General features: G+C 66.0%; 17 protein-coding genes, 1 tRNA gene, 1 pseudogene and 1 riboswitch. Of the genes and pseudogenes, 7 read left to right on the top strand and 12 right to left on the bottom strand.

The features are described 5' to 3' along the window. Positions 1-3 precede the first annotated feature (3 nt). Entirely contained in the window at positions 4-1,428 is a 1,425-nt protein-coding gene (cls, locus tag ArtHe_RS12060; protein ID WP_248319785.1) for a cardiolipin synthase, read from the bottom strand. 132 nt (positions 1,429-1,560) lie between these two features. On the opposite strand from cls, the gene ArtHe_RS12065 reads away from it, so the two are divergent. Next, positions 1,561-2,436 carry an aminodeoxychorismate lyase gene (locus ArtHe_RS12065; RefSeq protein ID WP_248317106.1) on the top strand — a complete coding sequence of 292 codons (876 nt, stop codon included), beginning with the start codon at positions 1,561-1,563 and terminating at the stop codon, positions 2,434-2,436. A gap of 82 nt (positions 2,437-2,518) precedes the next feature. Here the strand turns inward: ArtHe_RS12065 and ArtHe_RS12070 are convergent, their stop codons facing one another. From ArtHe_RS12070 to ArtHe_RS12080, 3 genes are read right to left on the bottom strand one after another with little or no spacing between them, the layout of a single operon-like run. Then, entirely contained in the window at positions 2,519-3,331 is an 813-nt protein-coding gene (locus ArtHe_RS12070; RefSeq protein ID WP_248317108.1) for an energy-coupling factor transporter transmembrane component T, read from the bottom strand. Beyond that, positions 3,328-4,923 (bottom strand): ABC transporter ATP-binding protein, encoded by a 1,596-nt coding sequence (locus ArtHe_RS12075; RefSeq protein ID WP_248317112.1) that lies wholly within the window; start codon positions 4,921-4,923, stop codon positions 3,328-3,330. The genes ArtHe_RS12070 and ArtHe_RS12075 overlap by 4 nt, the downstream gene beginning before the upstream one ends. 4 nt (positions 4,924-4,927) lie before the next feature. Next, positions 4,928-5,533, bottom strand: a complete 606-nt coding sequence (locus ArtHe_RS12080) for an ECF transporter S component (RefSeq protein ID WP_248317118.1) — start codon at positions 5,531-5,533, stop codon at positions 4,928-4,930. 57 nt (positions 5,534-5,590) lie between these two features. After that, positions 5,591-5,732, bottom strand: a riboswitch (TPP riboswitch). 104 nt (positions 5,733-5,836) lie between these two features. On the opposite strand from ArtHe_RS12080, the gene ArtHe_RS12085 reads away from it, so the two are divergent. After that, the gene (locus ArtHe_RS12085; RefSeq protein WP_248317120.1) at positions 5,837-6,100 is read left to right on the top strand and encodes a DUF4235 domain-containing protein; all 264 of its coding nucleotides are present in this window, start codon (positions 5,837-5,839) and stop codon (positions 6,098-6,100) included. 322 nt (positions 6,101-6,422) lie between these two features. On the opposite strand, the pseudogene mnhG reads toward ArtHe_RS12085, so the two are convergent. The 6 genes and pseudogenes from mnhG to ArtHe_RS12115 all read right to left on the bottom strand — a co-directional run. Continuing rightward, positions 6,423-6,764 (bottom strand): annotated as a pseudogene (gene mnhG, locus ArtHe_RS12090) (monovalent cation/H(+) antiporter subunit G); the annotation flags it as partial. 2 nt (positions 6,765-6,766) lie between these two features. Continuing rightward, positions 6,767-7,024 carry a monovalent cation/H+ antiporter complex subunit F gene (locus tag ArtHe_RS12095; RefSeq protein WP_248317131.1) on the bottom strand — a complete coding sequence of 86 codons (258 nt, stop codon included), beginning with the start codon at positions 7,022-7,024 and terminating at the stop codon, positions 6,767-6,769. Then, complete coding sequence (locus ArtHe_RS12100; protein ID WP_248317133.1) at positions 7,021-7,620, bottom strand: Na+/H+ antiporter subunit E; 600 nt, start codon at positions 7,618-7,620, stop codon at positions 7,021-7,023. The genes ArtHe_RS12095 and ArtHe_RS12100 overlap by 4 nt, the downstream gene beginning before the upstream one ends. Next, on the bottom strand, positions 7,617-9,227 hold the full coding sequence (locus tag ArtHe_RS12105; protein ID WP_066296680.1) for a Na+/H+ antiporter subunit D: 1,611 nt from the start codon (positions 9,225-9,227) through the stop codon (positions 7,617-7,619). Before ArtHe_RS12105 ends, ArtHe_RS12100 begins: the two co-directional genes overlap by 4 nt. After that, positions 9,224-9,712, bottom strand: a complete 489-nt coding sequence (locus ArtHe_RS12110) for a Na(+)/H(+) antiporter subunit C (protein WP_066296682.1) — start codon at positions 9,710-9,712, stop codon at positions 9,224-9,226. The genes ArtHe_RS12105 and ArtHe_RS12110 overlap by 4 nt, the downstream gene beginning before the upstream one ends. Next, positions 9,709-12,711, bottom strand: coding sequence for a Na+/H+ antiporter subunit A (locus ArtHe_RS12115; protein WP_248317142.1), 3,003 nt, complete (start codon positions 12,709-12,711; stop codon positions 9,709-9,711). Before ArtHe_RS12115 ends, ArtHe_RS12110 begins: the two co-directional genes overlap by 4 nt. 200 nt (positions 12,712-12,911) lie before the next feature. Between ArtHe_RS12115 and ArtHe_RS12120 the strand changes: the two genes are divergently transcribed. Then, positions 12,912-14,267, top strand: a complete 1,356-nt coding sequence (locus ArtHe_RS12120; protein ID WP_248319787.1) for an MFS transporter — start codon at positions 12,912-12,914, stop codon at positions 14,265-14,267. 138 nt (positions 14,268-14,405) lie between these two features. Here the strand turns inward: ArtHe_RS12120 and dcd are convergent, their stop codons facing one another. Then, positions 14,406-14,981 carry a dCTP deaminase gene (gene dcd, locus ArtHe_RS12125; RefSeq protein ID WP_066296690.1) on the bottom strand — a complete coding sequence of 192 codons (576 nt, stop codon included), beginning with the start codon at positions 14,979-14,981 and terminating at the stop codon, positions 14,406-14,408. Positions 14,982-15,001: 20 nt separating this feature from the next. Then, positions 15,002-15,859, bottom strand: coding sequence for a tryptophan 2,3-dioxygenase family protein (locus tag ArtHe_RS12130; RefSeq protein ID WP_248317150.1), 858 nt, complete (start codon positions 15,857-15,859; stop codon positions 15,002-15,004). 173 nt (positions 15,860-16,032) lie between these two features. On the opposite strand from ArtHe_RS12130, the gene ArtHe_RS12135 reads away from it, so the two are divergent. The 4 genes from ArtHe_RS12135 (at position 16,033) to ArtHe_RS12150 (ending at position 18,167) form a co-directional block, all read left to right on the top strand. After that, the gene (locus ArtHe_RS12135) at positions 16,033-16,515 is read left to right on the top strand and encodes an SseB family protein (RefSeq protein WP_248317151.1); all 483 of its coding nucleotides are present in this window, start codon (positions 16,033-16,035) and stop codon (positions 16,513-16,515) included. A 158-nt stretch (positions 16,516-16,673) separates the two neighbouring features. Continuing rightward, positions 16,674-17,738, top strand: a complete 1,065-nt coding sequence (locus tag ArtHe_RS12140; RefSeq protein ID WP_248317152.1) for a M4 family metallopeptidase — start codon at positions 16,674-16,676, stop codon at positions 17,736-17,738. Then, on the top strand, positions 17,735-18,010 hold the full coding sequence (locus tag ArtHe_RS12145) for a protealysin inhibitor emfourin (protein ID WP_066296700.1): 276 nt from the start codon (positions 17,735-17,737) through the stop codon (positions 18,008-18,010). Before ArtHe_RS12140 ends, ArtHe_RS12145 begins: the two co-directional genes overlap by 4 nt. 83 nt (positions 18,011-18,093) lie before the next feature. After that, positions 18,094-18,167, top strand: a tRNA-Gly gene (locus tag ArtHe_RS12150). The last annotated feature ends 81 nt before the right edge of the window (positions 18,168-18,248 follow it).

Raw genomic sequence — 18,248 nt, forward strand, 5'->3', positions numbered from 1 at the left:
CCGCTACTGCAGGGTGGCGGTCAGCCGGGCGACGTTGTCCACGTACCGCTGCCACACCGGCCGGTTCCGCCACTCCTCCAGGACCAGTTCCTTGGACAGGTTCCGGTAGGTGTCCTCGATCTTGCGCATCTTTTCAACGATGTTCCCGCCGTACATCATCATCGACACTTCAAGGTTCAGCGAAAAGGACCGCATATCCATGTTGGAGGACCCCAGGACGGCTACCTCGTTGTCCACGGTGAAGTGCTTGGCGTGCAGCACCAGCGGCGCGGGATACAGCCAGATCCGGATTCCAGACTCCAGCAGGGCCTCATAGTAGGAGCGCTGGGCATGGTCCACGAGGAACTGGTCCCCGCGCTCTGAGACGAACAGCTCCACCTGCACGCCGCGCTGCGCCGCCGTCGTAATCGCGTACAGCAGCGAATCGTCCGGAACAAAGTACGGGCTGGTGATGGAGATCCGCTCCGAGGCGGAGTAGATCAGCGAGGTGAAGAGCCGCAGGTTGTTTTCCGTCGTGAAACCCGGGCCGCTGGGGACCACCTGGCAGGTGATGTCCCCGGGCTCGTAGGTCCACTCGTAGAGGCTGAGTTCGCGCTCCAGGTTCTCATCGGTTTCCATGTTCCAGTCGGTGGCGAAAACAACGTTGATTTCGTCCACCACCGGGCCCTCGAGCCGGCACATCAGTTCCACCCATTTGCGGCCGAGCCTGTGGTTGCCGGGTTTGCGGTAGCCCGGTTCCACCAGGTTCTGCGACCCGGTAAAGCCCAGGACCCCGTCGACTACCAGGATCTTGCGGTGGTTGCGCAGGTCGGGACGGCGCCAGTGCCCGCGCAGGGGCTGGATGGGCAGCATGGGATGCCACTGGATAGCGCTGGACTTCAGTTCCTTCAGCAGCTGGCGGTACCCCTTCACCCGCAGGGTTCCAATGTGGTCGAACAGCAGCCGGACGGTGACACCGCGCCCGGCAGCGTCCTTGAGGGCAGTGAAGAAATCCTTGGTCACGGCGTCGTAGCTCATGATGTAGAACTCGACGTGGACGTAACTCTCCGCGGCACGGACTGCCTCGGTCATCTCCCGGATGGACTGCTCATAGTCCCGCTGCAGCTCCACCTTGTTGCCGTCCAGGCTGGGCAGCGAGCCCAGCCGCCGGTTCAGCTCGACGGCGGACATCACCCATTCCGGGCCCAGGTAGGAGCTGGACTGCGCTTCGAGTTCGCGGGTGTTGTCGCGGACCCTGCGGTTGATGAGGGTCTGGCGCTCAACGCGCTGCTCGGAGAGGCGGTGGTTGCCGAACAGGAGGAACAGGATGATTCCGGGCACCGGCAGGAAGAAGATGCACAACAGCCAGGCCATCGCCGTCGTGGGCCGGCGGTTGCCGGGAACCACACCCAGCGCGATGATCCGGATCGCGAAGTCCAGGATCGTCAAAACCGTCGCAAGCCAGTACGGAGCCGTAACCGTCCACCACACGCTTCTTTTCCCTCCAACAGGCCAACGTCCCCCTAGCCTAGTCGGCTTGGGACCGTGGTTGCGGCCCCGGGGCACACTACGCTTGGACGCATGAGTGTTTTGGTTTTCCTGGATTCTGATTTCCCCGCCGGCCGCGTGGCCGATGCCTCCGTTCCGCAGCTGCTGGCGACCGACCTCGGCGCGACGCGCGGAGACGGGGTTTTCGAATCCATGCTGGCGGTGGACGGGCACCCGCGGAAGCTCGCCTCCCATCTGTCCCGGATGGCGGGTTCGGCTGCAGCCCTGGAACTGGAGTTCCCTCCGGCGGAAAAGTGGGAACCGGCAATCCGCACCGCCCTGGCCGAATTCGCCCGTATTTACGGGGATCAGCAGGCTGTTGTGAAGCTTCTCCTCACCCGTGGCCCCGAAGGCGCGGACCACCCGACCGCCTGGATCCAGGCCTCCCCCATCCCGGCATCGGCCGCTGAACAGCGGCAGTCCGGACTCGATGTGCTGCTGCTGGAACGCGGGTATGACAGCACCGTGGCGGAGCGGGCACCGTGGCTGCTCCTCGGTTCCAAAACGCTGTCCTACGCCGTGAACATGGCCGCGATCCGCTACGCGCGGGAGCACGGCGCCGATGATGTGATTTTCACCTCGTCGGACGGGCTGGTCCTGGAAGGCCCCACTTCCACCGTTGTCCTGGCCGTCGTCAAGGACGGGATAAGGACCCTCCTGACGCCGGAGCTGGAAAGCGGAATCCTGCCCGGCACCACCCAGGCCGCCCTGTTCGACGCCGCGGAAAAGTCCGGCTGGCAACTCGGCTACGGTCCGCTGGAACCGGACCGGCTTTCGCAGGCCGACGGCGTGTGGCTGGTTTCCAGCATCCGGCTGCTCGCCCCGGTGAAGTCGATCAACGGTGAAGCCATCCCGGTGTCTGCTGAGCTGACCGACGAGCTGGCAGCCCTGGTGGACACCGTCCTGTAACCGGAGGCTGCTCCGGTATGGTTCCGCCGGGTTCCGCCGGGTTCCGGCGGGCTCCGGCGGGCTCCGGCGGGCTCCGCCGGAACTAGGACAGGATGAAGTTGTACGTTCCCGCGGCCACGGCTGCGGCGACAGCGGAGGCAGCCAGCCCCACGCCGTACAACAGCACCCACACATCGATGCGGCTGAAGGTGGAAGTCCTGGCCCAGGTCCGCGGGCCTCCGCCGAATCCGCGGGCCTCCATCGCCACGGCCAGCCGGGTGGCCCGGCGGATCGCCTGGACCAGCAGCGCCAGCCCCTGGCCCAGCAGGTTCCGGAACCGGCCCAGCGGACCGCCTGCAGTGTCCGCTCCGCGGGCATGGCGGGCCAGTCCCAGCGTCCGCCATTCCTCCACCAGCAGTCCCACCAGCCGCATCGCGGCCAGCGCTCCGAGCACAAACCGGGCCGGAAGATGCAGCCGCTGGGCCAGGGCGTCCGCAAGGTCCGTGGGATCGGTGGAGACCAGGAGGAAAATCCCGGGCAGGGCTATCGCGAGACCGCGCAGGCCGATGGCAATACCGGCGGAGACGGAATCGGTGGTGAAGAGCAGCGGCCCTGCGTCGAGCACCACGCTGCCGGTCTTTTCCGCCAGCAGCGCGGTTCCGTAGGCGCCAATGGCCGCGGCGGCGATCAGGGGCCAGATCCGTTTCAGCAGCGTCCAGGGATGGATACGGAGCAGCGGAAGCAGCAGCAGTTCCCCGGCCAGGACCACGGTGGCACTCACCCAGTCAACGGTGAGCAGCACCGCTGCCGTCACCGCCACCGCGGCACCAAGGGTGGACAGCGGGTTCGCAGCGGACAGCGCCGTTGGACGTGTGCCGGTCAAGGCTGCCCCGGTGCGCACGGTGACGGCGCTCATGCCGCACCTCCCTGCGCCCGGCCGTGGACCGGCAGCAGTTCCTCCACCCGGCCCCCGGCGACCCGGAGCGTCCGGCCGCCAAGGGCAGCGGTGAAATCGCTGTCGTGGGTCACCGAAACCACGGTGCAGCCGTGCGCGTCGCGCTGCTCGGCCAGCAGTGAGACGAGTTCCCGCCAGGTGTTGGCGTCCTGCCCGAAGGTGGGTTCGTCCAGGAGCAGGATGTCAGGGGCGGTCGCGAGCATCGTCGCGACCGACAGCCGGCGTTTCTCCCCGCCGGAGAGGGTGAACGGATTCACCGGGAGGAGGGACTGCAGCAGGAGCCGCTCCGCCAGCCGCCCGACAACCGCCTCCACTTCGGCCTCGCTGCGTCCGGCCCGCCGCGGCCCGAAGGCCAGCTCGTCGTGGACCGATCCGGTGAGGAACTGGTGCTCCGGTTCCTGGAACACCGTTCCCATCCGGGTGACCAACTGGGCGGACTTCCACTTGTACGGGATACCTCCGGCTTCCCGGGCCAGCGGAGGCGCGGCAGTGAGTTCCCCGCCGCGCGGACGCAGGAGCCCACCCAGGGTGAGCGCCAGCGTGGATTTGCCAGCCCCGTTGGGGCCGGTAATGCCCAGGGCGGTTCCGGCCTGCAGCGTGAGGTCCACGCCTGCCAGCACCGGCTGCCCCTTGGCGGTGCGGGCCACGTCCAGGCCCCGTGCCACAAGCAGGTCAGTTCCCGCCGGTTGATCTACGGGAACCGGTGGGAAAGGACCCCGGGTAGCGGGGGCGTTCGGGAAACGGGAGCCGGCCCCTTCGCCCGTTCCAGCCCCCGTTCCTGCGCCGCCCGGGCCTGCCCCCGGCAGCCAGACACCCGCCTCCGCCAGCCGGCTGCGGGCAGCGGCCCCGGAAAGCACCTCCTGCGGAGCGCCGTCGGCGAGGACCCCGCCACCGGCGTCGAGCACAATCACCCGGTCCACCAACTCTGCCCACGCCGCGACCCGGTGCTCCACCACAATCAGCGTGGCTCCGGTGCGGTCCAGGACCCGGGCGACGGCGTCCCGGATTTCCAGCACACCGCCGGGATCCAGGTTGGCGGTCGGTTCATCCAGCAGCAGCAGGCCGGGCTGCATGGCCAGGATGGAGGCCAGGGCCAGGCGCTGCTTCTGCCCTCCGGAGAGCGCCGCCGTGGAGTGGTTCAGCGGAACGGCCAGCCCCACGTCGTCGAGCGCTGCGTGCACCCGCTCCCAGATTTCGCCGCGGGCAATGCCAAGGTTCTCCGCCCCAAACGCGACTTCGTCCCCGACCCGCGAGAGCACAATCTGGGTGTCCGGATCCTGCAGCAGCAGTCCGGCGCGGCCCCGCGCTGCCTGCGGGTGGACGCCGTCGAGCGTCAGTGAACCCGTCTCGGTTCCGCCCGTGTCCTCGCCGAGGACCCCGGCGAGGGCGTGGAGCAGGGTTGACTTGCCGGCGCCCGACGCGCCGAGGAGCAGGACCCGCTCACCGGGACGGATCTCAAAATCCGCCCCGGCCACAGCGGGCCTTTTGCGCCCGGCGTGCCGCCAGCCCCAGTTCCGGGCGCTGACCGCCACGGGAGAAGTACGTTGCTGCATGGTTTTATGCGTCCGCCGTGCGGCCTGCCGCGAAGGAGGACAGCACCCCGGTGCGGGCCAGGGCCCGGACCGCGAGCCAGGACAGCAGGCCCGCCAGCACCAGGCCGGAAACCGCTGCGAAACCGGTGTAGAGCGCCTGCCATTGGAAGGCCCATTCCGGCTTGTACAGGATCGATTCGCTGACACCCAGGAAGATGCCGGATCCAAGCCCCGCCAGGAGCGCTACGGGCAGCGTGAACTTCCGGTAGAGGAAAAGCAGGAAAACCAGCTCCGCGCCGAGGCCCTGGATGGCGCCGGAGAGCAGGACGGAGAGGCCGAACTGGGTACCCAGAACGCCCGAGACGGCGGCGGCCAGGACTTCGCAGTAGATGGCGGCGCCGGGCTTGCGGATGATCAGCCCGCCCAGGACGCCCGCGATCAGCCAGCCGCCGGTGTAGAGGCCGCCGATCGGCGGGAAGGCCAGAACCAGGGCTTCGACTCCGCCATAGGCCAGTGACCAGGCCCAGAAAACGACGCCGACGGCCACCGCGAGCACCGAAGCGACCACGATGTCCACCACGCGCCAGGAATAACGGCCGCGCGCAGGTGCCCGTTGAAGAGTGTGTTCCATAAAAGTGTCCTCCTGTATTCAGGAGGGGAGGGAAACCCCCGCAGTCTGCGGCGGCGCACCCCTGAGATCTCGACTCCCTTCGCCGGTACTAACCGGAGCAGGTTCGAGGGTCTGCGGCTTGGTCCGCACTCTCAGCGCCCGAATTCCCCGGCCCGGTTTACCCGGTTCGGCGGAAAGCGGCGCTCCCCTGTCGTATGTATGCGAGGTCCACTGTACACGCAGTCCGCCCGGGTTTCGGGTTGTTTTGGGTTGGCTGCGGGTAGCGTAGGAATCGATAGCACCGAACAACGCCAAGGAGCGCATATGAACCTGATCCTGAAACTGCTGGGAACCGGCGTGAGCATCGGCGCCGGCCTGGCCTCCGCCAAGATCCTGGACTTCATCTGGACCAAGGCCACAGGCAACGAACCACCCAAGGACAAGGACGGTGCACTCGATGCGAGCCTGCGCTCCGCCGTCATCTTCGCCCTGGTTTCCGGAGCCGTCAGCCAGGCGATCCGGGTCCTGACCAACCGCGGCACCCAGAAGGCAATTGCCCGCTACAACCGGACCCCCGAGGTCGTCTAAGCAGCTGGGACAACGTTTCCCGGCGGCACTGTTTTCCGGCGGCACTGAGCTGCCGGGAGATGGAGCTGCCGGGAAACGGGGCTGGCGGGAACGGCTCCCGCATCAGCTCCCATGAACAACCTTGGCGGCAGCGCTAGCCTTCGCGGCTGCGGCCGGGCGGCCGGGTACGGCCCTCGGTTTCGGCGCGGGAACGTTCCATCGCTTCCTCGTCGAGGTCGCCCGTGTAATAGGTGCCGTCAGGTTCCTGCCCGGGATCGTCGTCCACCTTGGGATCTGTGGAATCCCCCTCGTCCTCCTCAGCGGCCTCAAACATCAGCCGCTGGGCACGTTCCACCACGTCATCGAGCTCATCGATGGTGAGCAGCTCGGGGCGCAGGTGCTTGGTCCGGTAGCCGGCACGGCCCACCATATGTGCCGAGACCGGGGCGGTAAGCAGCTGGAAGATCCAGCAGACCGCCAGGACCGGCAGGAGCACCCAGCTGCGGAACTCCACGGCCATGGCCATCAGGAACAGCAGCAGGCCCAGAACCTGGGGTTTGGACGCCGCGTGCATCCGGCTCATGAGGTCCGGGAAGCGCATCAGGCCGATTGCGGCGGCCAGGGACATGAGGGCTCCGCCGAGCAGCAGGATCGCGACAATCACGTCGATCACGGTTTCACTCACGGCTACCTCCTGTCCGTCACGAAGCGGGCTACGGTTACCGAGCCGATGAAGCCGATCAGGGAGATCGCAATCAGAAGGGCCAGGTAGTCCAGGTTGCGGTAAATGACCATCTCAATCACCAGGGCGCCGCCCAGGATCGCCAGCAGCACATCCGCTGCCAGCACGCGGTCCAGGATGGAGGGTCCGCGGACAATCCGGAAAATGGCGCCGGCGGCAGCGGTGGCGAGCATGATGGCCGCAATAACGATCACGACTGTCATCGGCTGACCTCCCCGTTCCGCAGTTCCTTGAGGTCTTTTTGCTCGGCACGCACCAGCGCGAGGTCCTCCTTGGTTCCCATGGCCCGGATCAGCCAGGACTCAGTCGCCCGGACGTCGTCGCGGACCTTTTCTGCGGCCTCCTGCGTGTCCACGCCCAGGCAGTGCAGGTAGAGCGTGGAGGTGGAACGGTCCACTTCCACCACCAGGGAACCGGGGATGAGGGACAGCGAGTGGCCCGTGGCTGTCACCAGCAGGTCCGAATGGCTGCGCAGCTTGACGGCCACCACGGCGTTCCTGATGTTGGGTCCGTGGGCTATGGCCAGCCACAGCACCTGGAACGAGGCAACCACCAGCTTGTAGAGGAACCGGACGCCGAAGCCGAGTGCATAAATGATGTTGAACCGTCCGCTGAGGTCAACCGGCGGCAGGTAGAAGATATTGGTGACCACGAACGCGATGATCGCTCCGAAGACCAGATTGCCCAGGCTGAAGTCCTGCCACAGGGCCCCCCAGAGCAGGACCAGCCAAATGATCAGCGGCAGTTCCTTCAGCAGCGGAATCCGCGGGTGCTTGCGCATGCGGGGTTTTTTGGTCATTCGACGTTCCCTTCACCGAAGACGGCTTCGATGTACGGAGTCCGGTCCAGCAGATCCTGGGCTGCCCTGTCGCTGAGCGAGAAGAGCGGCCCCGCGAGCACCGTCAGCGCCACACCCAGGGCCACCAGCCCCACCGTCGGATAGACCATGGAACGCGGCAGCAGGTTGACCGTGGAACGGCCGGCAAAGCGCCCGCTCTGGTGTTCACGGACATTGCCGGAGTCCCGGACCGCGCTGCCGTCGGTGGTGGTGGCCAGCAGGATCGGGTCCGGGTGGACTGCGTCTTCCGGCGTGCGCCAGAAAGCGCGGTTCCAGACTCGGGCCATCACCAGCAGGGTCAGGAGCGAGGTGAGCACGCTGGCCGCGACCAGGACATAGGCCAGCGGGCTTCCGAGCTCGACGCCGGCCTGCATCAGCCCCAGTTTGCCCAGGAAGCCGGAGAAGGGCGGGATCCCGGCAAGGTTGATGGCCGGGATGAAGTAGAGCACCGCCAGCAGCGGGGACAGTTTCGCCAATCCGCCGAGCCGGTCCATGTTGGCGGTGCCGCCCCGGCGTTCGATCAGGCCGGTCACCAGGAAGAGGCTGGTCTGGACCGTAATGTGGTGCACCACGTAGAAGACCGCGGCACCGATTCCGACCACCGAGGCGACGGCCAGGCCAAACACCATGTAGCCGATGTGGCTGACCAGGGTGAAGGAGAGCATTCGTTTGATGTCGGTCTGTGCCAGCGCACCCAGGATGCCCACCAGCATGGTCAGTCCGGCCACGATCATCAGCAGCGTATTGATCCGGTCCCCCGGGAACAGCAGCGTCTCGGTACGAACCATGGCGTACACACCGACCTTGGTCAGCAGTCCCGCGAACACCGCGGTGACCGGTGCCGGCGCAGTCGGATAGGAGTCGGGGAGCCAGAAGGACAGCGGGAACACGGCAGCCTTGATGCCAAAGGCCACCAGCAGCATCAGGTGCAGCATCATCTGCGTGCCGGGGTCCAGCTCCCCCAGTTTCGTGGCCAGGTCCGCCATGTTCACCGTGCCGGTGGCTGCGTAGATCATGGCGATCGCGATCAGGAACAGCAGGGACGAAATGACGCTGACGACGACGTAGGTCACGCCGGCACGGATGCGCGGGGTCGTGCCGCCGAGGGTCATCAGCACATAGCTGGCGGTGAGCAGGATTTCGAAGCCGACGTACAGATTGAACAGGTCCCCGGCCAGGAATGCGTTGGACACACCGGCCACGAGGATCAGGTACGTCGGGTGGAAGATCGAGATGGGCCCGTCTTCATCACCGTCGGCCATGCCCTGGCCGGCGGCGTAGATCAGCACCGAGAGGCTGATGGCTGTGGAAACCACCAGCATCAGGGCGGAGAACTGGTCCACCACCATGGTGATCCCGAAGGGCGGCAGCCAGCCGCCGATGTTCACGGCCTGCGCGCCGGTCTCCCAGACGGCCGCCAGCAGATAGCACTCGAGGAGCAGGGTCAGGGCCAGCACACTGATGCTGACGATCCGCTGCGACCGCTGATGCCGGATCAGGACGAAAGCCAGGGCCGCGCCAAAGAAGGGAAGGACGACGGCGAGCGGGGCAAAACTGGAAGCGTTCATCGTTTTGCCTCTCCTGTCGTTTCGGTGCCTGGTCCGCGCTGTGAACCGGGAGCTTCTTCGGCTTCCTCAGCCGGGGTGAACTCTGTCGTGTCCTCGGGAACATCGGCGTCGTCTTCGGCGTCGTAGCTGCTCTGGCTGGCCACACGGCGGTCTTCGATGTCGTCCTGCACCTCGTCCTGGCGTCCGAGGACCCAGGAACGGTAAATAATTCCAAGCATAAAAGCGGTCACGGAGAAGGAAATGACGATGGAGGTGAGGATGAACGCCTGCGGCAGCGGATCGTTGTAATCCTCAGGCGGAATGTCCGCGCCGAAGAGCGGGGCCAGTCCCGCGTACCCACCGGTGGTTAGCAGCAGGATGTTCGTGGCGTTGGTCATCATGGTCAGCCCGAGCACCACCCGGGTCAGGCTGCGTTCGAGCAGCAGGTAGATTCCGGCGGCGAACAGTGCCCCCATAATCAGCAGCAGCGTGATGTTGACGCTCATCGGGACACTCCTTCCGCATCCAGCCGTTCCGGTTCAGGTTCGATCAGGTCCTCGTCATCGGAGGGGCCGCCTTCGCTGCGTTCATCGATCTCCGAGCCGAGGCTGCGGAGCACATCGAGGACCAGTCCGACGACGACCAGGTAAACGCCGATATCGAAAATCGTGGAGGTGACGAACTTGATGTCGCCGAAGACCGGCCAGGTAAAACTGAGGATGGCGGTCTGCAGGATCTGGCCGCCGAAGAACAGCGGCGCCGCAGCTGAGAGCGCGGCGAGGCCCAGCCCGCCGCCCAGCAGCATTCCCGCACTGACCGGGGTCGCTTCAGCCAGCTCGAACCGGCCGCCGGCCAGGTAGCGGATGGTCAGCGCCAGGCCTGCCATCAGGCCGCCGGCGAATCCGCCGCCCGGGGCATTGTGCCCGGCAATCAGGAGGTAGATGGAGAAGATGATCACCGAGTGGAAGAGCAGTCGGGTGATCACTTCGAAAATGATCGACCGCCGTTCGGGTGCCAGCGTCCGCCCCGCGACCAGCCAGGCTTCGCGTCCCACCGTGGAGAACTTGCGGGCCAGGGCCAGGGTGGCGGCTTCCCGGTCGGAGGAGCCGAAGTGTTCACGCCCGCGGTCCACCGAACCGGTGGCAATCTCATCGGCACGGCGCCGCTTGTCGCCGCGGCCGCGGATGAAGATCAGGGAGGCAACGCCGGTGGCGGCCATGGTCAGCACGGAGATTTCGCCAAAGGTGTCCCAGGCGCGGATGTCCACCAGGGTGACGTTGACGATGTTGAGCCCGCCGCCGCCCTCATAAGCCAGTTCGGGATAGGCAAGGGAGATCGGTTCGGCCACCCGGGAGGCCATCGCTGACATCGCGAACAGCACCATGGCTGCGCCGAAGCTGATTCCCAGCAGGGCCCGCAGCATCCGTTGGCCGGTGGGCTCGCGTTTCCACAGCCGGGCCGGAAGGGAGCGCAGCGCCAGCACGAAGGCGACCAGGACGATCGTCTCCACCAGCATCTGTGTCAGGGCCAGGTCCGGTGCACCCTGCAGGGCAAAGATCAGGGCAATGCCGTAGCCGCTGACGCTGACCATAAGCACGGCGAGGAAGCGTTTGTTCGCCCGGGCAGCGCCGAGGGCGCCGATCACCACGGCGGCGCCGATCACGGCCTGCACCGGGGAATCGAACCAGTGGAAGTTCTCCGGCATCTGGGCGCCGCGGAAGATCACGGCGGCGAGCGGGCTGATAATCGCCATGCTCAGGATCACGAAGAGGTAGAAGGTCAGCGAACCACGCTGGGTGCGGCCGGTGACCCAGACGGCGGCGTCATCAAGCAGGCCGATGAGGCCGCGGTAGGAGCGTTCTGCATCCAGCGGGCTGGCGGTGAGCGTCTGGAGCCGTTCCACCCGTTCGCGCTGCCAGAACAGCAGCAGTCCGGCGGCGATGGTGACGGCGGTCAGCCCAAGGGCCAGGGTAAGTCCGTGCCACAGGGCCAGGTGCGTCGCCTCGCCGTCGAGCGGGTAAAGATCCGCATAGGGCGTGATGACCGTGTCCAGCGGCCGCGGCCACAGGCCGAAGAAAATGGTCACAACAGCGAGGATCGCGGGCGGAGCCAGGAACGGCCACGGGACCTGCTTGAATGCGGTGGGCTCGCAGGACTTCTTCGTGGCGAACCCGCCCCAGAGGAACCGGCAGCTGTACGCGAAGGTCAGGACGGCTCCGGCTACGACGCCAATGAGCAGGATCCAGCCCGTGAGATTGTTCTGCTGCTCGGCGTAGTGGACGTAGGTCTCGTAGACCGATTCCTTCGCCACGAAACCGATCAGCGGCGGCAGTCCCGCCATCGAGGCGGCACCGACCGCGGCCACGATGGCCAGGAGCGGAGCGGAGCGACCCACCCCGGAGAGTTTGCGGATGTCACGGGTGCCGGCCTGGTGGTCAATGATGCCAACGACCAGGAACAGGGTGGCTTTGAAGAACCCGTGCGCGAGCAGCAGCCCGATCCCGGCAACCGCGGCCTCCCGGTTGCCCAGCCCCACCACGAGGGTGAGGAAGCCGAGCTGGCTCACCGTTCCATATGCCAGCATCAGCTTAAGGTCGTGCTGGCGCAGCGCCCGCCAGCCTCCGAGCAGCAGCGTAGCCAGGCCGAGCACCGAGATGACGGCGCTCCAGTAGGCAGTCTCGGAGAATCCCGGCGCCAGGCGTGCCACCAGGTAAATACCGGCTTTCACCATCGCCGCCGCATGCAGGTAGGCACTGACGGGAGTGGGCGCGGCCATCGCGGCGGGCAGCCAGAAGTGGAACGGCAGCAGCGCGGATTTGGAGACCGCGCCGACCAGCATCAGCACGATCGCGATGTCAACGATCACGCCGCTGGCAACGAGCTCCGGCGCCATCGCCATGATTTCGGAAATCCGGTAGGTGCCTGCGACCGATCCGAGCATGATCATTCCAACCAGCATCGCCAGTCCGCCGAAGGTGGTGACGATCAATGCCTGGAGCGCTGCGCGGCGGGCTGAAAGCCGGTGTGCCGCATAGCCGATCAGCAGGTAGGAAAGGATGGTGGTCAGTTCCCAGAAGATGAACAGCAGGATCAGGTCATCTGCCGTAACGAGGCCGAACATCGCTGCGGCGAAGGCCAGCAGCTGTGAACCGAACGCGCCCATCTTCGGATCTTCCGGGCGGAAATAGCGGGCGCAGTAGAACAGGACCAGCGAGCCGACTCCGAGGATCAGGATGGACAGGTCCGCAGACAATGCGTCCATGCGGAAGGCCAGCTCTACCCGGAGGTCCGGAATCCAGGGGATGACTACGGACGGCGGCGCGTTCGGAGCGCCGGAAGAAAGTGACTGGTCTGCCCCGGTATACGCGGGGAAGGTGGACATGAGCCAGATAAACGCCGCTGCCGGAACTGCAGCCAGGATGTAGAAGGCTGAACGACCAAACCAGCGGAAGAATAACGGCGCTGCTAATGCCACCGTGAACAAGACGGTGAGCACAACTAGCACGTTAGATCTCCCGGGTTCTCAAAGGGTTTACAGGTCAGAACACAGCTTTAGTTATCAACGTTGCGGGCAAGGGACTGTATTTATTCTACCCTTGGCATACGCCCGGGCACATTCGCGGGGTGTCGCCCTGCCATGGAATATTCCCGTGCCTCTCCGCGTTAATAAGGCCGTTGCGGGCTAGCATCTGGATCATGGCATCAATGACGCATACAACGCCCGGACCTGCAGGAATACCGGCTGCCGTCCGGCGGCGGGAGATCTGGGCGTGGGCTTCGTGGGATTGGGGGTCGGCGGCCTTCAACGCCGTGATGACCACCTTCGTCTTCACTGTCTATCTGACCTCCGCCCCGTTTGGCGGTGAGGCCCGGGCCTCGGCAGTGCTGGGCACCGCCCTGGCCATCGCCGGCATCCTCGTGGCCTTGCTGGCACCGGTGACGGGGCAGCGTTCAGACGCCGGGGGCCGGCGGAAACTGTGGCTTGCGGTCAACACCCTTGCCGTCTGCGCCGCTACGGGCCTGTGTTTTTTTGTCTATCCCAGTCCGGATTTCCTGCTGCTGGGTGTCGCGCTGATCGCCCTGGCCAATGTGTTCTTCGAATTCGCCAACGTGAACTACTACGCGATGCTCAAGCAGGTCTCCACACCGGGCACCGTCGGCAAGGTCAGCGGGTTCGGCTGGGCGATGGGCTATGTCGGAGGTATTGCCGCGCTGGCCCTGGTCCTCATCGGCTTCATCAACCCGGACGTCGGCTGGTTCGGTGTCACGTCCGAGAATGGCCAGAACATCCGCGCGGTGGCCGTGTTTTCCGCGGTCTGGTTCCTGGTCTTCTCACTGCCCATCTTCTTCACCGTGCCGGAGGTTCCGCGGACCAGGGCGGCCCAGCTGGGCTTTTTTGCGTCCTACGGCCTGCTGTTCCGGCGGATTAAGGCGATCTACAAAACCAGCCCGCACACCATCTGGTTCCTCATGGCCAGCGCCGTGTTCCGTGACGGACTTGCTGCCGTCTTTACCTTCGGCGGCGTGATCGCCGCAGGAACGTTCGGCTGGGATCTCCCGCAGGTCATCATGTTCGCCATCTTCGGCAACGTCGTCGCAGCGGCCGGCGCCTTCGCCGGCGGTTTCCTCGACGACCGCATCGGCCCCAAACCCGTCATCGTGGGATCCCTGACCGGCCTGCTGGTGGCCGGTTCGGCCATCGCGGCGCTTGGCCCGGAGGAGGCGGACCTCTTCGGCCTCACCTGGAGCGGTGACACGACCTTCTGGATCTTCGGTCTGGCACTGTGCCTGTTCGTGGGGCCGGCCCAGTCCGCATCACGTGCTTTCCTGACCCGCCTTTCCCCGGAGGGTGAAGAAGGGGAGCTGTTCGGCCTGTACGCCACCACCGGACGGGCCGTGAGCTTCCTGGCGCCGTCGCTGTTCGCCATCTTCATCACGATCTTCGGCGCGCAGCGCTACGGGATCATCGGCATTCTGCTGGTCCTGGCCCTGGGCCTGCTCGCCCTGCTGCCGGTCCGGGCTCCGGACCGGACGCCCCGGGCAGTGGTGCCCGAGGTCTAGCTCCTGCGCGGAGGTCCCGGGCTGCTCGGCCCGGGCAACCGGCTGGCGCGCGGCGCCGTCGAAGTCCTCCAGCGCGGCTTCAGCTGCCGCCGGGTTGGGAAAGCCGCCAGCCCGGCTGCGGCCGTCCCGCCGCGCTCCCTAGATGCTGGTGCGGTGGAAGTTCAGGTGGCTGCGCGACGCCGTCGGGCCCCGCTGGCCCTGGTACCGGTTGCCATAGACACCGGTTCCGTAGGCGTATTCGGCGGGTGAGCTGAGCTTGAAGAAGCACAGCTGGCCGATCTTCGAGCCGGGCCAGAGTTTGATCGGCAGGGTCGCCATGTTGGAGAGCTCCAGGGTCACGTGCCCGGAGAACCCGGGGTCGATGAACCCCGCAGTGGAGTGGGTCAGCAGGCCGAGGCGGCCCAGGGAAGACTTGCCCTCCAGCCGGGCAGCGACGTCGTCGGGCAGGGTGACGCTTTCATACGTGGACCCCAGCACGAATTCCCCCGGGTGCAGGATGAACGGCTCATCCGGCGCCACTTCCACCAGACGGGTGAGGTCCGGCTGGTCCAGGGAGGGGTCGATGTGCGCGTACTTGTGGTTATCGAAGAGCCGGAAATACCGGTCGATCCGGACGTCGACGCTGGAGGGCTGGACCATCGCGGGGTCGTAAGGATCCAGGACGATGCGCCCGTCAGAAATTTCGGCTCGAATGTCGCGGTCAGATATCAGCACCTTCTAAAAATAGCGCATCCTCATCCCTGGCCGATTTCCGTGCGGACTGCGTAAAGCTCCGGGAAAAACGTCAGGTCAAGGGCGCTGCGCAGGAAGCCGGCACCGGAGGAGCCCCCGGTGCCGCGCTTCATGCCGATGGTCCGCTGCACGGTGAGCAGGTGCCGGAAGCGCCAGAGCTGGAAATTGTCCTCCAGGTCCACCAGCTCCTCGCAGGCCTCGTAGACGTCCCAGTTGGCTGCGGGCTGTTCATACACTTCACGGAAAACGTGCATCAGGGTTTCGTCATAGACGTGGGCCTGGCTGACGTCGCGGTCCAGCAGCTCCGGCCCGACGGCGTAGCCCCTGCGGTGCAGTGCCCGGATAAACTCGTCGTAGATGCTGCTCTGCTCCAGCAGTTCGGCCAGCAGCTCCTGCGCCAGCGGGTCGGCGGCGAAGACGTCCAGCATGGCAGCGTTCTTATTGCCCAGCAGGAACTCAACCCCGCGGTACTGATAAGACTGGAATCCGGAGGATGCCCCGAGATCACCGCGGAACTCCGCATACTCCGACGGCGTCAGCGTGGCCAGCACGGACCACTGCTCCGTCAGCGAGCGCTGGATGTGCTTGATCCTGGCGATGCCTTTCATCGCTGCCCGCAGGTCATCCGCCATCAGCCGCACCCGGACCCCGCGCAGCTCATGCAGCACCAGTTTCAGCCACAGCTCGGAGGTCTGGTGCTGGATGATGAACAGCATTTCGTCGTGGTGGACGGGGCTGCTGACCGGGTGCTGGGCGGAGAGGAGCTCGTCGAGTCCCAGATAGGATCCGTAACTCATCTTCGCGCTGAAGTCCCGCTCAATTCCCGGCTCCAGGTGCCGGGTATTTTTGTCTACGCTCATCGCTGCTCCGTCTGCGTTGTCGGCCTTGTCAGCGTTTCCCTGGTGGGGTGCCGGGACGCGCTGCCCGGTTTCGCTGACCCTACGGTAACGCCAGCCCCGATGGAGCGCTTCTGTGCCTCGGCGCGGCTGTGGAAGACTGGCGTAAACGCACCCCACCCTCCCAAGGAGTCCCCATGGAGAACGAGCCCGGCAGCACCCCCGGAGCAGGCGAGACCGAAGGAAGCCCGGCGAACTCCCCCGCTCCGGCTACCGCCCTTGAAGAAGCCATCCAAGCAGGCCAGGCCGGTGAGATCAGCAACCAGGACGTGATTGCGGCGATCTGGAACGCGGATCTTCTCAGCGTCGGCCGCCTGACGGAGGAGGATGATCCGGCCAGTTTCCAGGCACTCGTCCTGAAGTCCCCCGAAGGCGCAGCCCCGGTTGCGGCAACGTTCACGGAAGCCCAGCGCATTCCGCAGCGCATCCGCGACACGGCCCCGATCATGGTGAAGGCATCAGGGGAAGCAACCCTGCGCAGCATCGCACCCGGGTACGGGTTGGCGATCAACCCCGGCAATTCGCTGGGCCTGGAGCTGGGACCGGAAGGCGTGGCCGCCGTCGTCGCCGCTTTTGACAATGCCGCTGGAAGCACCGGACCCGAAACCGCTGCCGACTAGCCTCCCGTGCAGCACCCGCCCAGGCGGGCAGCAGTCTTACAGCATTATTGTTTTGGTTGCCTTATGGATAACAGGACCCGGTTTTGCCGGGTCCTGCCTTGCCGTGGGGGTGGCGCCGTCTAGTCTGGGGAACCTCACTACAGATGGAGGGCTGTAACGTGACCTGCTCAGCGAAATCCCCGACGTCCTGCTCCATAGTCCCGCCCTATCTGCTGGCCCGGATAGCCGAACACCCGGACCGCCTCGCTGCGGCGGCGGACGCGGCCAAGCGGACGCTGCTGGAACAACCTGCCGTAGTTGAATCCCGGATGCAGCGCCGCACCGCGCCGGTCCCTGGATCGGGAACCGCGCTCACGCCAAAGCTGCGCCGCACCGTCTTCGATGCCGGGCAGAAGCAGGAGCTGCCCGGCATTCCGGTCCGGACGGAAGGCGCGCCGCCCACGTCTGATCCGGCCGTGGACGAGGCCTACGACGGATTGGGTGCAACCTACAACCTGTTCAGCGACGCGTACGGCCGCTCCTCGGTCGACGGCGCCGGCCGCCCGCTCCACGCCACCGTCCACTACGGACGCGACTATGACAACGCGTTCTGGGACGGCAATCAGATGGTGCTTGGCGACGGAGACGGCGAAGTTTTTGAGCGCTTCAGCAAGTCCCTGACCGTCATCGGCCATGAGCTGGCCCACGGCGTTATCCAGTACACCGCCCGGCTGGTCTACCGGGGCCAGGCCGGCGCGCTGAACGAGTCGGTCTCCGACGTGTTCGGTGCGCTGGTGGAACAGAAATTCCTCGGCCAGTCCGCCGGGGAAGCATCCTGGCTCATCGGCGAGGGCCTGTTCACACCCGCGGTCAGCGGCCGGGGGCTCCGGTCCATGTCCGCTCCGGGCACTGCCTATAACGACGACGTGCTGGGCAAGGATCCACAGCCCGCGGACATGTCGGGCTACGTGGAAACCAGCGCCGACAACGGCGGGGTGCACCTCAACTCCGGGATCCCCAACCGGGCGTTCTACCTGGCTGCCTCCCGGCTAGGCGGTTACGCCTGGGAACGCGCCGGGCAGATCTGGTACGACACCATCACCGAACCGAACTTTCCCGCAGACTGCACCTTCAGTCTCTTCGCGGCGGCGACAGTCACGGCGGCGGAAAAACGCTACGGTGCCGGAGGCGCAGAAAGTTCTGCTGTGCAGGCAGCGTGGAAAGAGGTTAACGTCGTGGTATGAGACTGGTTGTGGTGCGCAGCGGCGGGATCGCAGGCATGACGCGCACGTGGAGCAGTGAGGTGAGTTCCCAGGAGGCCGAAGAACGCTGGCTTCCCCTGCTTCAGGACCCGCCGTCCGCCGACACCCAAAAAAACGTGCCCGACCGGTTTACCTACGAAATCAGCGTGGGAAAAGCCGCAGTCACCATCCCCGAGGAATCCCTGCAGGGACGCTGGCGGGAGCTGGTGGACCGCGCCCGCAAGGGAAACGGGGAAGCCCGGGCACCCGAGTAGGGAAACGGCCCGCGGCACCGCGTTGTGCTGGTGGTGCTGAAGGCATGTAAAGTGGTTTCCTGTGCCGGTGCTTCACCGGCCTTGCGGGCGTAGCTCAATGGTAGAGCGCTAGCTTCCCAAGCTCGATACGCGGGTTCGATTCCCGTCGCCCGCTCCAATTTCCCCTTCTTCTGGCTTCACCAGACCTCCCGCGGCGCAACTGCGGCGCCGGTGGACCCCGGCACCGAACCGCTGTTCC

It is taken from the genome of Arthrobacter sp. Helios, assembly GCF_023167125.1.
GTDB lineage: Bacteria > Actinomycetota > Actinomycetes > Actinomycetales > Micrococcaceae > Arthrobacter_B > Arthrobacter_B luteolus.

Excerpts from the sequence above, each read along its gene's own strand:
- ArtHe_RS12065 (WP_248317106.1), top strand. The coding sequence starts at position 1,561 with ATGAGTGTTTTGGTTTTCCTGGATTCTGATTTCCCCGCCGGCCGCGTG.
- ArtHe_RS12070 (WP_248317108.1), bottom strand. The coding sequence starts at position 3,331 with ATGAGCGCCGTCACCGTGCGCACCGGGGCAGCCTTGACCGGCACACGT.
- ArtHe_RS12075 (WP_248317112.1), bottom strand. The coding sequence starts at position 4,923 with ATGCAGCAACGTACTTCTCCCGTGGCGGTCAGCGCCCGGAACTGGGGC.
- ArtHe_RS12080 (WP_248317118.1), bottom strand. The coding sequence starts at position 5,533 with ATGGAACACACTCTTCAACGGGCACCTGCGCGCGGCCGTTATTCCTGG.
- ArtHe_RS12085 (WP_248317120.1), top strand. The coding sequence starts at position 5,837 with ATGAACCTGATCCTGAAACTGCTGGGAACCGGCGTGAGCATCGGCGCC.
- ArtHe_RS12095 (WP_248317131.1), bottom strand. The coding sequence starts at position 7,024 with ATGACAGTCGTGATCGTTATTGCGGCCATCATGCTCGCCACCGCTGCC.
- ArtHe_RS12100 (WP_248317133.1), bottom strand. The coding sequence starts at position 7,620 with ATGACCAAAAAACCCCGCATGCGCAAGCACCCGCGGATTCCGCTGCTG.
- ArtHe_RS12105 (WP_066296680.1), bottom strand. The coding sequence starts at position 9,227 with ATGAACGCTTCCAGTTTTGCCCCGCTCGCCGTCGTCCTTCCCTTCTTT.
- ArtHe_RS12110 (WP_066296682.1), bottom strand. The coding sequence starts at position 9,712 with ATGAGCGTCAACATCACGCTGCTGCTGATTATGGGGGCACTGTTCGCC.
- ArtHe_RS12120 (WP_248319787.1), top strand. The coding sequence starts at position 12,912 with ATGACGCATACAACGCCCGGACCTGCAGGAATACCGGCTGCCGTCCGG.
- ArtHe_RS12130 (WP_248317150.1), bottom strand. The coding sequence starts at position 15,859 with ATGAGCGTAGACAAAAATACCCGGCACCTGGAGCCGGGAATTGAGCGG.
- ArtHe_RS12135 (WP_248317151.1), top strand. The coding sequence starts at position 16,033 with ATGGAGAACGAGCCCGGCAGCACCCCCGGAGCAGGCGAGACCGAAGGA.
- ArtHe_RS12145 (WP_066296700.1), top strand. The coding sequence starts at position 17,735 with ATGAGACTGGTTGTGGTGCGCAGCGGCGGGATCGCAGGCATGACGCGC.